Genomic DNA, 14,200 nt, shown 5'->3' with positions numbered 1-14,200 from the left:
CATCGCCGTGCAATCCACCGGCTATGTGGGACCTCACTGTCCCGCCCAGCGGTTCGCTGCGAACCATCGCAACCCGAGGTGGACATCCCCCGCACCAAGGCCCTGGCGGTGGGCGCAGAGCGAGGGCATCCTGTTGTCCATGAGTGGACCGTCGCACGCAACCTTGGCCTCGTTCCGCATGAACCTAAACCGGGAGGCGGAGCAGCGGAAGGCACTCGAGCAGATGATCATTCCGGGTCTTCGGGAGTTCCCCGGCTTCGTGTCTGGGCACTGGACCGTGGACCGCGAGGCAGCCCAGAGCGTCGTACTGCTCACGTATGGGCTGTGTCAAGTTTCGTGGACAGGTGTTTTGTTGGTCAGGCCGCGGCTGCGGTCTGAGGTTGGTGGGCAGCGGCGTGGACCGCGGCTGGGGTTTGGTAGTCGAGGGTGGAGTGGCGGCGGCGTCGGTTGTAGAACACCTCGATGTACTGCATGACGTGGAGCCTGGCTTGGGCTCGGGTCGCGAACCTGTGCCGGTGGTACATCTCGTTCTTCAGCATCGAGAACCACGATTCGGCCACCGCGTTGTCGTGGCACGATCCGGTCCGCCCGACCGACAACAGCACCCCGAGTTGGGCGGCGACGGCGGCGTAGTCGGCGGAGGTGTACTGAGATCCGCGGTCCGAGTGGAAGATCGCTCCAGGGGCGAGGTGTCCGTGGGTGTGGGCCATCCGCAGAGCGGCGCTGATCAGTTCGGTGCGCATGTGCTCGGCCATTGCCCAGCCGACCACCATCCGGGAGTGGAGATCGATCACGGTGGCCAGGAACAGCCACCCCTCGCCAGCGCGCAGGTAGGTGATGTCACCGACCAGCTTGGTCCCTGGCGTGTCGGCGGTGAAGTCGCGTTTGACCAGGTCAGGGTGCTGTTCGGCGTCGTCGGCGGGGATCGTGGTGCGTTTCTTCGTCCGCGGTTGGATGCCGGCGATCCCGGCCTGGCGCATGATCGAGCGCACCATCCCCTCCGAGGCGGGCACGCCGTCGGCGGTCAGGTCAGCGCGCACCCGGCGGTGCCCGTTGACGCCATTGGAGGCGGTGTGGCTGTCGATCACCGCAGCGGTCACCTCCGCCCGTCGGGTCGCCGCCGGGCTCGGGGTGTCGCGTCGCTTCACCCACGAGTAGTAACCGGCGCGTGACACGTGCAGCAGGCGGGTCATCAACTCGACCGAGTGGGTGGCCTTCTCCGCGTGGATCAGCGTGAACTTGTCGGTCACGGTTGCGTCCTGGCGAAGAAGGGCTTGATATGTAGGTGATCTCGACCCTGATGCAGCGGGCAGCCGACGTGACGGCGACGATGGGGCCATCGACGTCTGGGCGGGGGCTGGTGATGGAGCGTTTCGAGCCGCATCTGGATTTCATCGATGGGGCCGCGCCCACGATCGGCGAGCAGTTGCTGGATGAGTATCTGCGGTTCACGGCAGCCCGCTTGCGCCCAAATTCCGTACTGGCGCAGGCTTTCGACATCAAGGTGTTCTTCGAGGTGGTGGGGAAAGCACCGCTGGCGGTGACCACGGCGGACGTGCTGGCGTTCATTGAGCAGCAGCGGGCTCCTCGTCATGGCGGCAACGTGGTCCGGTTGGCCGATGGCGAGCAGGGCTTGGCTGCCTCGACGATCAAGCGTCGGCTGGCGACGGTGTCGTCGGTGTTCGACTATCTGGTCGCGCGGGGGTTGTGTGAGCGGCAACCGGTCCCGCGGTCGATGTCGCCGCGGTCCCGCTCCTTGCGGGGCTCGCCGCTGATCCGGGCCCCGAAGCGCCTGCCGCAGGTCCTGTCGCCGGGCGAGGCAGCGGCGTTGATGGCGGCGTTGCGCACGCAGCGGGACCGGGCCATGGTGACGCTGATGTTGCACGCCGGGCTCCGGCGCTGCGAGGTGTTGGGTCTGCGCTTGAGTGACATGCAGCTGGGTGACCAGCGCGTGTTCGTCCATCAGGGCAAGGGCGGCCACGAACGCATCGTCCCGGTCGTCGAGGCCTTCTTCATCCAGCTGGCCGACTATCTCGCCACGGAGCGCCCCGCGGGTTCTGATCCGGAGCTGGTGTTCGTGGTGTTGAAGGGCCCTCGCCGGGGCCGGCCGTTGAGCCCGGCCGGGCTAGACGAGGTCCTGGCCGGCGCCCGCCGCCGAGCCGGGTTACGTCATGCGACCTGTCACGAGTTGCGGCACACGTGCTTCACCCGGCTGCGGGAGGCCGGGATGGCGTTGGAGGCGATCCAGGCCCAGGCCGGACACGCGAACTTGGAAACCACCCGGATCTATCTGCACCTGTCCAATGACTGGCTCGCCGATCAGTATCGCGACGCGATGAGCGTGTTGGCCGACATCTACCCACCGATCACCAGGAGCGAACCATGAGCGTCCCGGCCGAGCACCAGAGTGTCAGCCCCGTCTTGGGTGAGGTGATCGACGCCTACATCGCCGGCGGCGCAGCTGCGGCCGTCCGTAAGGGCCGTCGGCTAGCGGCGGCGCGCTTCGCCCGCTTGTTCGGCGACCTCGAGGGTTGGAGGTCGGCCAGCATCCAGCAACGACGTCAGGTTCGCACCGAGGTCATGTCCTTTGCCGCGCATGCCGTGATCGCCACCCAGACCCCGGTTGATGCGGCGTTCGTGGCGCAGTCGGGCTGCCACTGGGGCATCTACGTCCAAGATGCCTATCCCGAGCAGCACCAACGCTTCACCGCCCAGGCCACAGAGCTGGGCTTCAGCCTTCGGGAACCGCTGATTAATGGGCCAGCCTGGTTTGTCGGTGGATGCGCAGTCGGTGGGTGTTTGGCCGGTGAATGGCGTGTTGGCTAGGTAGAATGCTGGTTGTGGATGAGTTGCAGCCGAGTTTGTCTGAGGTCGAGTACGGTCAGCGTCGCCGGGTCCCGAAGCGGGAGGAGTTCCTCAAGCGGATGGACGCGGTGGTGCCGTGGGCGGACTGGGTCAAGCTGATCGAGCCGCACTACTACAACAAGACCCGCGGCAGGCGGCCGATACCGCTCGAGACGATGCTGCGGATGTACCTGCTGCAGGTGTGGTTCCACCTCTCCGACGAAGGCGTGGAAGATCAGATCAACGACTCGTACGCGATGCGCAAGTTCATGGGTGTGGACTTCGCTACCAGGCAGGTCCCTGACGCCACGACCCTGCTGCATTTTCGGCACCTGCTGGAGGAGCACCAGCTGGGTGAGGCGATGTTCTCCGCGTTGAACGCCCGGCTGGAGGCCGACGGTCTGGTCATGCGTGGCGGGAGCATCGTGGATGCCACGATCATCGCCGCACCTTCGTCGACGAAGAACGCCACCGGCACCCGGGATCCCGAGATGCATCAGACCAGGAAGGGGCGCCAGTGGTACTTCGGGATGAAGGCCCACGCCGGGGTCGATGCCGGCACGGGTCTAGTGCACTCGGTGACCGCGACAGCAGCCAACGTGCACGACCTGGACCAGATCACCCATCTGGTGCGCGAGGATGACCAGGTCGTCTACGCCGACGCCGGCTATTCGGGTGTGACGAAACGCCCCGAGATCCGCGGCGACGACCACCTGTCACACGTCGAGTGGCGGGTCGCTGCCCGGCAGGGCACGTGGAGAGCGATGCACCCTCACGAGCAGCGACTCGAGTCGAGGAAGGCGTCGGTGCGGGCGAAGGTGGAGCACGTGTTCCTGATCGTGAAGCGGGACTTCGGGCTGTCCAAGACCCGCTACCGCGGGCTGGCGAAGAACCTGAACCAGCTCCAGGTCGCGATGGCCTCGGCGAACCTGCTGATGCTCGCCCGCGCGAACACGATCGAAACCAGACTCAAGACCGCCGCTGCTACCGGGTAGCCCCTGGCGGCAGCCTGCCCAGAACCGCAGAAAAGGGCCCTGAACAAGGGCCGGAGGGCAAGCAACCGGCCCTCACCGGCCCCACCGGCGGCCCCACAGCCACCGTCAAGCCCACCCCCGGACGGATGCCCCAAATGATCAGCGGATCCTTCGACAATGCCAGCGGATGTGGTCACATCTGGCCCGGATCTGCGTGGTCTCCGGGCTGGCGCCGGAACAGCTGACGGCCGCAACCTACCAACCTGCACGCGCTGCGTTCTTCGACGCTGCCCTAGCGCTGCATGACAACCCGCCCCACAAGTCCTTGTCGACGCCCTTGTTCGGCCTCGACGCGGTGATGTTCCACCGCGGGCAAGCTGAACGCGCCGAGCTACGCCGCATCTGGAACCACCGCCCCGCCGCCGAGGTCGACTGGGACCAGATCACAGCACAGGTCCCGGTGATGGCCCAGACGATGCGCCGCTACCTGCAGCAGTGCTCCGCCTCGCTACGGCCGTCGTCGGTGACCTTGTTCAACACCACCCTGCGGCAGTTCGCCGCCTTCCTGACCGCTCGTCACCCCGGCGTCACAAGAATCGCCGAGCTTGAGCGCCGCCACATCGAGGACTACCGCGCATGGCTCGACCAGCGTCCCGGATACCGCGGCCAACCCGGTCTGTCGAGGACCACCTTGGGAATGCGCATGGGGCACCTGCACACCTTCTTCACGCGCATCACCGAGTGGGACTACCCAGACCAGCCCCGCACGGGCCTGGTCTTCCGCGAAGACCGCCCGCGGCTGGACAGGCCATTGCCGAAGTTCCTCCACGACGCCGCCGCCGCAGCGTTCATGACCGCAGCCGCCCGGTTGCCCGACGAACTGGATCGGTTGATGGTCCAGATCCTGGCCCGCACCGGCATGCGTCGCGGCGAACTTCTCGGCCTGCGCATCGACGCCGTTGTCCAGATCGGCACCGGCTACTGGCTACGCACCCCAGTCGGGAAACTTCACACCGACCGCTACATCCCCCTCGACCCCGCCCTGAAGACCCTCATCGACGGCTGGATCGCCAATCGCCCGTCCTGGCAGGCCAGTGACCTGCTCCTGCTCGAACGCGGCCGGCCGATCCCTCCCACACGCGTCGACAAGGCCGTCCAGAAAGCAGCCACCACGGCCGGGATCGGGCACGTCCATCCCCACCAACTGCGACACACCCTTGCCACCCAAGCCATCAACCGCGGCATGAGTCTGGAAGCCATCGCCGCGCTGCTCGGACACACCGACCTGTCCATGACCATGGTCTATGCCCGCATCGGCGACCGCACCGTCGCCGACCAGTACTTCCAGGTCACCAGCAAGATCGAAGCCCTCTACCACCAGGCCCAACCCACGCCCGCCACACCCGTGCTACCCGCCGACGCCGCTGGTCCCGCCATGACCGCCCTCCACGCCGAGGTAGCCAAACGCCTACTCGGCAACGGCTACTGCCGCCGGCCCGTCGAGCTCGATTGCCGCTACGAAACCATCTGCGAGACCTGTCCCATGTTCTTCACCACCCACGAGCACCGCCCCCTCCTGCAAGCCCAACGAGACGACGCCTGCGCCAAAGGCCAAACCCGCCGCGCCGAGGTCTACACCGGCCTACTCGAACGCCTGGATCAAGCCACCGCTTGACACCGATCACCCACATAAGCCGCGGCTTTTTTCAGGAACGCGTTCTCCTCCGACAGCCGGCGCACCTCGGCCTCCAACGCGGCCAGGCGGGCCGCCTCCACCGGGGGCGGGGCCTTCACCGGGTCAGGGTGCTGTTCCCGGTAGATCTTGACCCAGTAGCCCAGCGAGCTCTCATTGATCTCCAACTCCCGCGCGACCTGCGCGATCGGCCGCTGCGCGACCACCACGAGCTGGACCGCGTCAGCCTTGAACTCCGGGGTGTACTTCCTGCGTTTCGATGACATCTCGTCTCGTCGTTCCTTCCTGGTAACGACTGTCCACGAGAAGTGTCACACCCCAGAGGAGAGGATGCTTTTCCATTCGCGACGGTTCCACACGAAGACGCCCCGTTGGCCGGTGGAGCCGGCGGTGGCCGCGGTCCACCAACGACCCTGCCAGGGTTGTCCGGGATCACCACCCCGGGACTCCAGATCCTGCAACCGGCGGGTCACCGCTTCGAGGCGAAGCTCCGGAGAGGTCACCAGCCGGTCCCACTGCGCCATCAGTTGTGTCTTGGTCAAGGGCGGCAGCTGCGACAGCGGGGCGGACTGCATGCCGCGGTGCTGGTCGGCATAGTAGGGCGACTGTCGGGCGGCATGGTCGCGCAGACGCGCCAGCATCCGCTGCTGGTGATCATCGAGCTGGGTTCGGGTCCAGCGATCATGCTGTTGGGTCCTCCAACGGGTCACCAGCAGCTCTCCGAACAGGGCAGTCATGGCCAGCTCCCAAGGCTGACTCTGTCCGTGACAGTAGCGGTCCCACCCGAGCCTTCGTATGTAGAGGCCGCCTCGGCGGCCCTGGACACCGCTCTAGGCAGTGCCGCGAATCGGTCCATGCCTTCGGCGACATGGGCGACCTGGAACTCCACCTCGACGGTGGCGCCGAAGACGTCGCCGGCCCCGACGGGGGCCGGTTCGTTGGCGACGGGTTGCGTGAGGATCGGCGTGGCCATGCCGTCCGAGGTCACCTGTAACGGGTGGGCTGACTGGACAAGTGCCGTGTGCAGGTCCAGGTGCCGTGGCGCCGTGGTACCAGGTGGGTGGATGCCGTGGGGAGCGGCGCTTCTGGTCACTTGTACCCCCTTGCCTTGGTGTTCGCTGGGTTCTGTGTTGGGGTCGGGCACTCCGCCGCGGCCAAGTTTCAGTGGCGGTGCCCGGCGCCTGGGCGGCCGTGCATGAGCAGCATCATGCCCGCGCAGAGGAGGCCGCCGATCAGCGCGCCTCCGCCGCCTCCGCTGAACAGGGACCACAGGCCGAACCCGATCAACGGTAGGCACATCAGGAGCATGTGCCACATGTGGCCACCATGGCCTTGGTGCTGCTGGGCGGGTCCGGTGGCGGCGGGTGGGGCGTCGGGGCCGGTGGGGCGGTGGTGGCTGTGGAGGCTCATGAGCCGGGTTCCTCTCGTTCGGATGTTACTTCCACTGTGCGGGGTCGGGATTCAGATCCGATCCGCGGCTGGTCAACCTCTGATCAAGAACGGTTCAGCTGCGGACCAGGCGTGAGATGGCTGTGGAGGCTTCGCTGACCTTGGCGTCCCGGTAGGCGGGATCTGCTGACTGGATGGCCTGGGTGAGGCAGTGCTGGAGGTGGTTGCCGACCAGGTCCAGGGCGACTGAGCGCAGCGAGCCGGTGACTGCTGAGGTCTGGGTGAGGATCTCGATGCAGTTGGCGTCCTGGTCGACCATGCGGGCGATGCCACGGATGTGGCCTTCGATCACCGCGAGTTGGCCGATGAGTTCCTGACGCTGTGGGTTGCTGGTCATGTGTCCTGGACCTGGTCTGGTTCGGCGCCTAGTGGTGGTGGTGCGGGGCGGGGGTGTGGGTGGGCTCGTGGGGGTGCTCGGCCGGGGCGTGGGGGTGTCCGTAGCGGGCGGGGTCGGCGTCGAAGGCTTCGGCGCAGTGGGTGGAGCAGAAGTAGATCGTGGTCTCGCCGATGGTGCGGGTGGCGGCCGCGGTGGCGGGCTTGACCTTCATGCCGCAGACGGGATCGATCTGGGCGGTGGCGGTGGTCTTCTTGCCGAACATGGGGGTGTCCTTTCCGGTGGTGTGGTGCTGGGTGGTGGGGGTTTCGCCGCCGATTTCGACGACGGGGGTGACGGGGGTGACGGGGGTGGGGGTCTGGTCGATGGGGTGTGGTGCCCAGCGGCGGAGCCGGTTGGCGTTGGTGACCACCGACAGTGAGGACAGCGCCATGGCCGCGGCGGCGACCATGGGGCTGAGCAGGATCCCGAAGAACGGGTAGAGCAAACCTGCGGCGATGGGGATGCCCAGGCTGTTGTAGAGGAACGCGAACACCAGGTTCTGTTTGATGTTGCGCATGGTGGCCCGCGACAGGTCGACGGCGGTGACCACCCCTGACAGTGCGCCGGAGATCAGCGTGATGTCGGAGGATTCGATGGCCACATCGGTGCCGGTGCCGATCGCGGAGCCGACGTCTGCCTGGGCCAGTGCGGGGGCGTCGTTGATGCCGTCGCCGACCATTCCGACGATTCTGCCTTCGTCCTGGAGCCGGCGGACCTCGGCGGCCTTGTGGGCGGGCATCACTTCGGCGACCACGCGACGGATCCCGACCTGGGAGGCGATCGCGGCGGCGGTTGCCCGGTTGTCGCCGGTCATCATGATGACCTCGATGCCGCGTGCCTGGAGGGCCGCGACCGCGGCGGGGGAGCCGTCCTTGATGGTGTCGGCGACCGCCACGATTCCCGCGGGGAGCCCGTCGACGGCCACCAGCATCGGCGTCTTGCCCCCTGCGGCGAGCGCGTCATGCAGCGGCTGCAGCGTGTCGGTACTGATGCCATTTTCGTCGAGAAGTCGCCGGTTGCCGATCAGGACGTCGTGGCCGTCGACGTGGCCGCGGACGCCTTGCCCGGTGATCGAGTCGAAGTCGGTGACCTCGCCCAGGGTGAGACCGCGGTCGGTGGCGCCGGTGACGATCGCCGCCGCCAGGGGGTGCTCGGAGCTGTTCTCGATAGCGGCGACCCAGCCGAGGAGCTGGTTCTCATCGAACGCTGCGACGGTGGCGACGTCGGTGAGGGTCGGTACACCCTTGGTGATGGTGCCGGTCTTATCGAGGATGATCGCGTCAAGCTTGTGCGCGGTTTCCAGCGCTTCAGCGGAGCGGATCAGGATGCCGTATTCGGCTCCCTTCCCGGTGCCCACGGTGATCGACATCGGGGTCGCGAGCCCCAAGGCGCAGGGGCAGGCGATGATCAGGACCGAGACCGCGGCGACGAGCGCAAACACGAACACCGGCGGGGGACCCACCAGCAGCCAGATCGCCAGCGTCCACACCGCGACGATGATCACGACCGGGACGAAGTAGCTGGAGACCTTGTCCACGAGCCGTTGGATGGGGGCCTTCGAGCCCTGGGCCTCACGGACCAGTTTGATGATCTGGGCGAGCATGGTGTCGGAGCCGACCTTGGTGGCGACATATCGCAGTGCCCCGGTGGCGTTGATGGTGGCGCCGATGATGGTGTCGCCGACGGTCTTGGCCGCAGGGATGGATTCGCCGGTCACCATCGACTCGTCGACAGCGGAGGATCCGTGGATCACCTCACCGTCGACAGGCATCTTCTCCCCGGGACGGATCACGATCACATCGCCGACGACGACGTCCTCGACCGGGATCTCCAGTTCGGTGTCGTCGCGCAGGACCCGCGCGGTGCGGGGCTGGAGGCCGATCAGCTTACGGATGGCCTCACCGGTGCCGGCCTTGGCTTTGGTTTCCAGGAGACGGCCGAGCAGGATCAACGTGATGATCACCCCGACGGCTTCGAAGTACACCTGCCGCAACTCCTCAGGCAGGAGGCCGGGGGCGAAGGTGACCACCAGGCTGTAACCGAACGCCGCGACAGTGCCCAGCGTGATCAGCGAGTTCATGTCCGCGGTGCGGTGCGACAAGGCCCGCCACCCGACGCGGTGGATCGGCCACCCCGACCACAGCATCACCGGCGCAATCAACGCCAACTGCAACCACGGACTCATCAAGATCTCAGGCACCCAGGTGGCGCCGAACAGTTCGACGGCCATCACCGCGATCAGCGCCGGGGCTGTGAGGATCGCGCCGATGGTCACCCGCCGGGTCAGGTCCCCGATCTCCGCGGCCCGCTCCGCCTCATCGTCATCGGCGCCGTCGGTCGACAGACCCGTCGCCGCCGGGGAGGCGGTCGTCTGCGCATGATGCTCCGGTGCGGTGAGGGGGGCTGGTGCGGTGTGGGGGTCGCCGGTGACGCGGATCAGACCGGAGACCATGTTCATGCCGCATGCGAAGCGGAACTCGCCGGCCTCCGTGGGCGTGAACTCGACGGCGGTGGTGCGGTACGCGGGAAGGCTCGCGTTGACCTTGAAGTCCGACATCACAACTCGCGAGGTGCACTCACCGCCCTCTCGGCGGTCGAACATGATCCGCACCGGCATCCCGGGACGCACCCCCTCGATCACGCCGGGGTTGTAGCCCCCGTCGACGGTCACATCGACCACCTGAACACCGTCCTCGATGCGGACTTTCCCGGCCCGTTTCGGGCCAAAGAAGAACCACAACAGCAGCCCGGTCAGGACCACCGCCCCACCTATGACCAGCCAGAGCATCACAATCTCCACTTCTTCTCGACTCCCACCCATTACCCTGGGGGGGTATAATTCGAGGGTAGACCCAGGAAGGTTCGGAAATGACCCAGAGGGGGTCAGGCTTCGGTCAAGATTTCCCGGCCGTCGTCCACAGGGACTGTGGTGAGGGCAAGTCGGTGGCGGGACCCGGGTCGGGGGCGGCGCCGGCGTCGGGTCAGTTCGAACCCGGAGCGGTCGAGGGTGGCTCGGACCTGCGAGCTGGTCACGGCGCCGGCCGGCGCCAGCGTCAACAGCGACTCGCCGTGCGGCTCCAAATCCATGCCGACGGTGTGCACCCCGGGCAAGGCCCGGACCGCGTCCACAGCGCTGATCATGCAGCGCCAGCAGCTGAGCCCGCGCACCCCGTAGGTGGCCTGTGTCATCGTCGCCACGTCGAATCACCCTCTCTTCCTGGTCGGTTTCGCGTGTCCATGTTCGATGGTGCCCCCCGCGATGTCGGGAACCGGTCTGGGTGGGGTCAAGATCCCGACAAGACCCGGCCAGGTGGTCGGATCTTCACTGCACCCTGTCCGGGTCCTACTCGTTGCTCAGGTGACCGGCCGTGTGGCTCACCAGTCGGCGGGGCTGACAGCCGTCGGGTGCGTGGGGGGCCGGTGAGGTGGTCGAAGAGCGATCCACATGGCCGCCAGCACAGCGAGGAGCCCGGCGGCGGTCCATCCGCCCGGTCGCTCGCCCAGTGCGACGGAGGCCAACGCGATACCAAGGACCGGAGTCAGGAACGTCCACGCCGTCAACGTGTCGAGCCGGCTGCGGCGCGCCTCGGCGAACCACGCCATGGTCGTCGCTGCGGTACCAACAAGGGCCAGGAACGCCAGCGAGAGGGTGAAGCGGGGACTCCATAGGATCACCGGCGGGCCCTCCACGGCCGCGGCGAGCATCATCAGTCCAGCCGCGCCAATCAGCAGGTGCCACGCGGTGGCCGTGACCAGATCCAGCCCGGTCAGCCGCCGGGAGAGCAGGGTGCCGGCGGTCACGGCGGCGGCTGACAGGAGCGACAATGCCGCCCCGCTGCCCCGCCACCGGGCAGCGCAACGGCGACCAGCCCGGCGAAGCCGACGACCAGGGCGGCCGAAGTCCGGGGGGAGAGCCTCTCGCCGTAGAAATACCAGGCGGGGAGGAGGATCAGCAGGGGCTGGGCGTTGGCCAGCACCGCGGCGGTCCCGGTCGCGCCGCCGGCGACCCCGCCGAACATCGCGGCGAATGCCACTGTGACGTTGACCAGGCCTAGGACCGTGATGAGTCCCCAGGCGCGCCAGCCACGGGGGACAGGGCGGTGCAAGGCGGCGCCGAGGGCCAACAGGGCCGCCCCGGCGATGAGGGCCCGCAGCGCGGCGAACCACAGGAGGGGGGCGTCGCGGAGCCCCCACTCGATCGCCACGAAGCACGCCCCCCAGGCCGCTGTGATCCACAGCATCCGCAACGCCTTCGGCCGCCGGGTTTCTTCGGTCCCCGCTCCCGTCGCCGAAGCGGTGAGGCCAACAGGGTCGTCCACGCCCACCCCCCGGTCAGCGGATGCCGGACGGCACTGGAGCGGTGGGCTCCGGCTCCCGGGCCTGGCCTTGCGGCGCGGCCGGGGCCTGCTGCGCGGGCAGCCTGAGCTGTTTGAGCAGGAGGGCATTGACGGTGACGATGACCGTGGAGCCCGACATCGAGAGGGCGGCGATCTCTGGGCGCAGCATCAGGCCGAAAGCGGGGTAAAACACCCCGGCGGCGATCGGCAGCGCGATGACGTTGTAGCCGATGGCCCAGGCCAGGTTCTGACGCTCCTTGCGTACGGTTCCCTTGCCGATGCGCAGTGCGACGGAGACGTCCAAAGGATCGGAGCGCATCAGGACGATGTCCGCGGTCTCGATGGCCACGTCCGTCCCGGCACCAATCGCGATACCGATGTCGGCCTGGGCCAACGCAGGCGCGTCGTTGACGCCATCACCCACCATCGCGACCGTCTTTCCGGACTGCTGCAACTCGGCGATCTTGTTCGCCTTGTCCCCGGGCAGAACCTCGGCGATGACGGTGTCGATGCCGAGCTGGTCAGCGATACGTAGAGCGGTGGCCTCGTTGTCGCCGGTCAGCATGACGACCTCGATCCCGGACTCGTGCAGGGCGGCGACAGCGGCAGCAGCAGTGTCCCGCGCGGCGTCGGCCAATGCGATGACACCAACCGCGCGCCCATCCACCGCGGCGAGCACTGCCGTGCGCCCCGATGCGGCCAACTCGTCACGGCTCACGGCCAGGTCGCCGAGGTCGACGTTCTCCCGGACCATCAGGCGGAGGTTTCCCACCAGGACACGTCGGCCGTCGACGGTGGCGGTTGCGCCGTGGCCCGGGACGTTGAGGAACTCGCTCACGGAGAGCACGGGCACGCCGCGCTCGGCGGCTCGGCGGTCGATGGCGCGGGCCATGGGGTGTTCAGACTCGCGTTCGACGGCAGCGACCAAGGCCAGCATCTCATCCTCGCCCATCCCCGCCGCGAGAACGTCGGTGACCTCAGGCTCCCCCTTGGTTAGGGTGCCCGTCTTGTCCATCACCACCGTGTCGATCCTCGCCATCCCCTCGAGGGCGGTGGCGTTCTTGAACAACACTCCCCGCTTGGCGCCCATCCCGGTACCGACCATGATCGCAGTTGGGGTCGCCAGACCGAGGGCGTCGGGGCATGTGATGACCACGACGGTGATGGCGAAGAGCATCGCCTGTGCCACGCCGACGCCGGCGAGCATCCACACCGCGAAGGTAACAGTGCCGCCGATGAGGGCGACGAACACCAGCCAGAACGCGGCCCGGTCGGCCAGGCGCTGGCCCGGGGCCTTGGAGTTCTGAGCCTCCTGAACCATCTTGACGATCTGCGCCAACGCGGTGTCCGCGCCGACTCTTGCGGCGCGGACCCGCAAGGTGCCGGTGGTGTTGATCGAGGCACCGATCACGTCCGCGCCGGGCGCCTTCTCCACCGGCATGGACTCTCCGGTCACCATCGACTCGTCGACTTCGGACTCCCCCTCCTCCACCACCGCATCGACTGGGATCTTCGCCCCCGGCCGTACCAGTAGCAGGTCACCGGTGACGACTTCGGAGGTCGGGACCTCCACGGGCTGACCGTCCCGGAGCACGACTGCCTGGGAGGGCGCGAGTTCGAGCAGCGTGCGCACAGCGTCGTTCGCGCCGCCACGGGCCCGCATCTCCAGCCAGTGCCCGAGCAGGACGAAGGTGGTCAGGACCGTGGCGGCTTCGTAGAAGACCTCACCCCCGCCGGTGAACGTGACCACCACGCTGTACAACCAGCCTGCCCCGACCGCGACCGCCACCAGGACCATCATGTCCAGCGTCCTCGCGCGGAGCGCCCGGAAGGCCCCGTCGAAGAAGATCCACGCCGAGTAGAACACCACCGGCAGGGACAAGATCAGAGAGAAGACGTCGTCGCGTAGCCCGAAGGGTGCCGGCACGGTGAACCCCAGGACCTCCCGCCCGATCGGCGACCAGAACAAGATGACCACCGACAGGACCGCGGCGACCAGGAGACGGTTGCGCATGTCTCGCACCATGTCCACCATCGACCCACCATGCCCGCCGTGGCCCATCACCGCCTGCGCGGATCCGCCAGCCTCATCCCCACCCCCGTGGCCGGTGTGCCGTTCGTGGCCGATGTGGGGGTCGGTCGAGACCGGTTCCGCCATGGTGTGGCAGATGTGGCTAGGTACCGACTGCCCGGTGCAGTGGTAGCCGCAGTCATTGACCCAGCCGACCAGTTGGGCGACCGAGGTCTGGTTCGGGTCGTAGGTGACCGTCGCGGTCTGGGAGACGGCGCTGGCCTCGACGGCCAGCACGCCGGGTACCCCTAGTAACGTCTTCTCGATCACTGATTCCGAGGTGGCCCAGTGCAGGCCACCGGCCTCTAGGACCGTGGTTTGACTCTTCATGATCGGGTCTTCCTCTCCGGCCGCTCGGCCGACAGGTCGTGCGCCGATGGGCTCGGCGGATGCCTGCCCGTCCGTCGGGTCTCAGGCCGTCGCCCTGACCGGGGCGGGAAGGAATCTCGCTGGTCA

The 14,200-nt window shown here is 67.5% G+C and carries 14 protein-coding genes and 1 pseudogene; 4 read left to right on the top strand and 11 right to left on the bottom strand.

The window, feature by feature from the left end; genetic code table 11:
- Positions 1-356: 356 nt before the first annotated feature.
- Positions 357-1,250: an IS3 family transposase gene (locus tag ACX1D0_RS09760; RefSeq protein ID WP_459017683.1), complete on the bottom strand. Its 894-nt coding sequence runs from the start codon at positions 1,248-1,250 to the stop codon at positions 357-359.
- A 35-nt stretch (positions 1,251-1,285) separates the two neighbouring features.
- Between ACX1D0_RS09760 and ACX1D0_RS09755 the strand changes: the two genes are divergently transcribed.
- From ACX1D0_RS09755 to ACX1D0_RS09740, 4 genes are all read left to right on the top strand, one after another.
- Positions 1,286-2,386, top strand: a complete 1,101-nt coding sequence (locus tag ACX1D0_RS09755; RefSeq protein ID WP_459017671.1) for a tyrosine-type recombinase/integrase — start codon at positions 1,286-1,288, stop codon at positions 2,384-2,386.
- The gene (locus tag ACX1D0_RS09750; RefSeq protein ID WP_459017682.1) at positions 2,383-2,826 is read left to right on the top strand and encodes a hypothetical protein; all 444 of its coding nucleotides are present in this window, start codon (positions 2,383-2,385) and stop codon (positions 2,824-2,826) included. Before ACX1D0_RS09755 ends, ACX1D0_RS09750 begins: the two co-directional genes overlap by 4 nt.
- A gap of 23 nt (positions 2,827-2,849) precedes the next feature.
- Positions 2,850-3,839 carry an IS5 family transposase gene (locus tag ACX1D0_RS09745; protein WP_459020358.1) on the top strand — a complete coding sequence of 330 codons (990 nt, stop codon included), beginning with the start codon at positions 2,850-2,852 and terminating at the stop codon, positions 3,837-3,839.
- A 166-nt stretch (positions 3,840-4,005) separates the two neighbouring features.
- On the top strand, positions 4,006-5,493 hold the full coding sequence (locus ACX1D0_RS09740) for a tyrosine-type recombinase/integrase (protein ID WP_459017681.1): 1,488 nt from the start codon (positions 4,006-4,008) through the stop codon (positions 5,491-5,493).
- A gap of 23 nt (positions 5,494-5,516) precedes the next feature.
- Here the strand turns inward: ACX1D0_RS09740 and ACX1D0_RS09735 are convergent.
- From ACX1D0_RS09735 to ACX1D0_RS09690, 10 genes and pseudogenes are all read right to left on the bottom strand, one after another.
- A pseudogene (locus ACX1D0_RS09735) lies at positions 5,517-5,777 on the bottom strand (transposase); the annotation flags it as partial.
- 45 nt (positions 5,778-5,822) lie between these two features.
- On the bottom strand, positions 5,823-6,248 hold the full coding sequence (locus tag ACX1D0_RS09730; RefSeq protein ID WP_459017680.1) for a phenylacetate--CoA ligase family protein: 426 nt from the start codon (positions 6,246-6,248) through the stop codon (positions 5,823-5,825).
- The gene (locus ACX1D0_RS09725; protein WP_459017679.1) at positions 6,245-6,604 is read right to left on the bottom strand and encodes a hypothetical protein; all 360 of its coding nucleotides are present in this window, start codon (positions 6,602-6,604) and stop codon (positions 6,245-6,247) included. The genes ACX1D0_RS09730 and ACX1D0_RS09725 overlap by 4 nt, the downstream gene beginning before the upstream one ends.
- 68 nt (positions 6,605-6,672) lie before the next feature.
- On the bottom strand, positions 6,673-6,921 hold the full coding sequence (locus ACX1D0_RS09720; RefSeq protein WP_459017678.1) for a hypothetical protein: 249 nt from the start codon (positions 6,919-6,921) through the stop codon (positions 6,673-6,675).
- A gap of 94 nt (positions 6,922-7,015) precedes the next feature.
- Positions 7,016-7,297 carry a metal-sensitive transcriptional regulator gene (locus ACX1D0_RS09715; RefSeq protein WP_459017677.1) on the bottom strand — a complete coding sequence of 94 codons (282 nt, stop codon included), beginning with the start codon at positions 7,295-7,297 and terminating at the stop codon, positions 7,016-7,018.
- 28 nt (positions 7,298-7,325) lie between these two features.
- A complete protein-coding gene (locus tag ACX1D0_RS09710; protein ID WP_459017676.1) occupies positions 7,326-10,124 on the bottom strand; it encodes a heavy metal translocating P-type ATPase in 2,799 nt (932 codons plus the stop codon).
- Between the two features lie 95 nt (positions 10,125-10,219).
- Positions 10,220-10,534, bottom strand: a complete 315-nt coding sequence (locus tag ACX1D0_RS09705; RefSeq protein WP_459017675.1) for a hypothetical protein — start codon at positions 10,532-10,534, stop codon at positions 10,220-10,222.
- A 177-nt stretch (positions 10,535-10,711) separates the two neighbouring features.
- Complete coding sequence (locus ACX1D0_RS09700; protein ID WP_459017674.1) at positions 10,712-11,137, bottom strand: EamA family transporter; 426 nt, start codon at positions 11,135-11,137, stop codon at positions 10,712-10,714.
- Positions 11,134-11,577, bottom strand: coding sequence for an EamA family transporter (locus tag ACX1D0_RS09695; RefSeq protein WP_459017673.1), 444 nt, complete (start codon positions 11,575-11,577; stop codon positions 11,134-11,136). The genes ACX1D0_RS09700 and ACX1D0_RS09695 overlap by 4 nt, the downstream gene beginning before the upstream one ends.
- A gap of 91 nt (positions 11,578-11,668) precedes the next feature.
- Positions 11,669-14,074, bottom strand: coding sequence for a heavy metal translocating P-type ATPase (locus tag ACX1D0_RS09690; protein WP_459017672.1), 2,406 nt, complete (start codon positions 14,072-14,074; stop codon positions 11,669-11,671).
- Positions 14,075-14,200 lie beyond the last annotated feature (126 nt).

This window comes from Tessaracoccus pujii (assembly GCF_054483895.1).
This window is presented reverse-complemented; position numbering and strand designations above follow the sequence as displayed.

Coding starts and splice junctions, on each gene's coding strand:
- ACX1D0_RS09750 (WP_459017682.1), top strand. CDS start 2,383: ATGAGCGTCCCGGCCGAGCACCAGAGTGTCAGCCCCGTCTTGGGTGAG.
- ACX1D0_RS09740 (WP_459017681.1), top strand. CDS start 4,006: ATGTGGTCACATCTGGCCCGGATCTGCGTGGTCTCCGGGCTGGCGCCG.
- ACX1D0_RS09730 (WP_459017680.1), bottom strand. CDS start 6,248: ATGACTGCCCTGTTCGGAGAGCTGCTGGTGACCCGTTGGAGGACCCAA.
- ACX1D0_RS09720 (WP_459017678.1), bottom strand. CDS start 6,921: ATGAGCCTCCACAGCCACCACCGCCCCACCGGCCCCGACGCCCCACCC.
- ACX1D0_RS09715 (WP_459017677.1), bottom strand. CDS start 7,297: ATGACCAGCAACCCACAGCGTCAGGAACTCATCGGCCAACTCGCGGTG.
- ACX1D0_RS09710 (WP_459017676.1), bottom strand. CDS start 10,124: ATGCTCTGGCTGGTCATAGGTGGGGCGGTGGTCCTGACCGGGCTGCTG.
- ACX1D0_RS09695 (WP_459017673.1), bottom strand. CDS start 11,577: ATGCTGTGGATCACAGCGGCCTGGGGGGCGTGCTTCGTGGCGATCGAG.
- ACX1D0_RS09690 (WP_459017672.1), bottom strand. CDS start 14,074: ATGAAGAGTCAAACCACGGTCCTAGAGGCCGGTGGCCTGCACTGGGCC.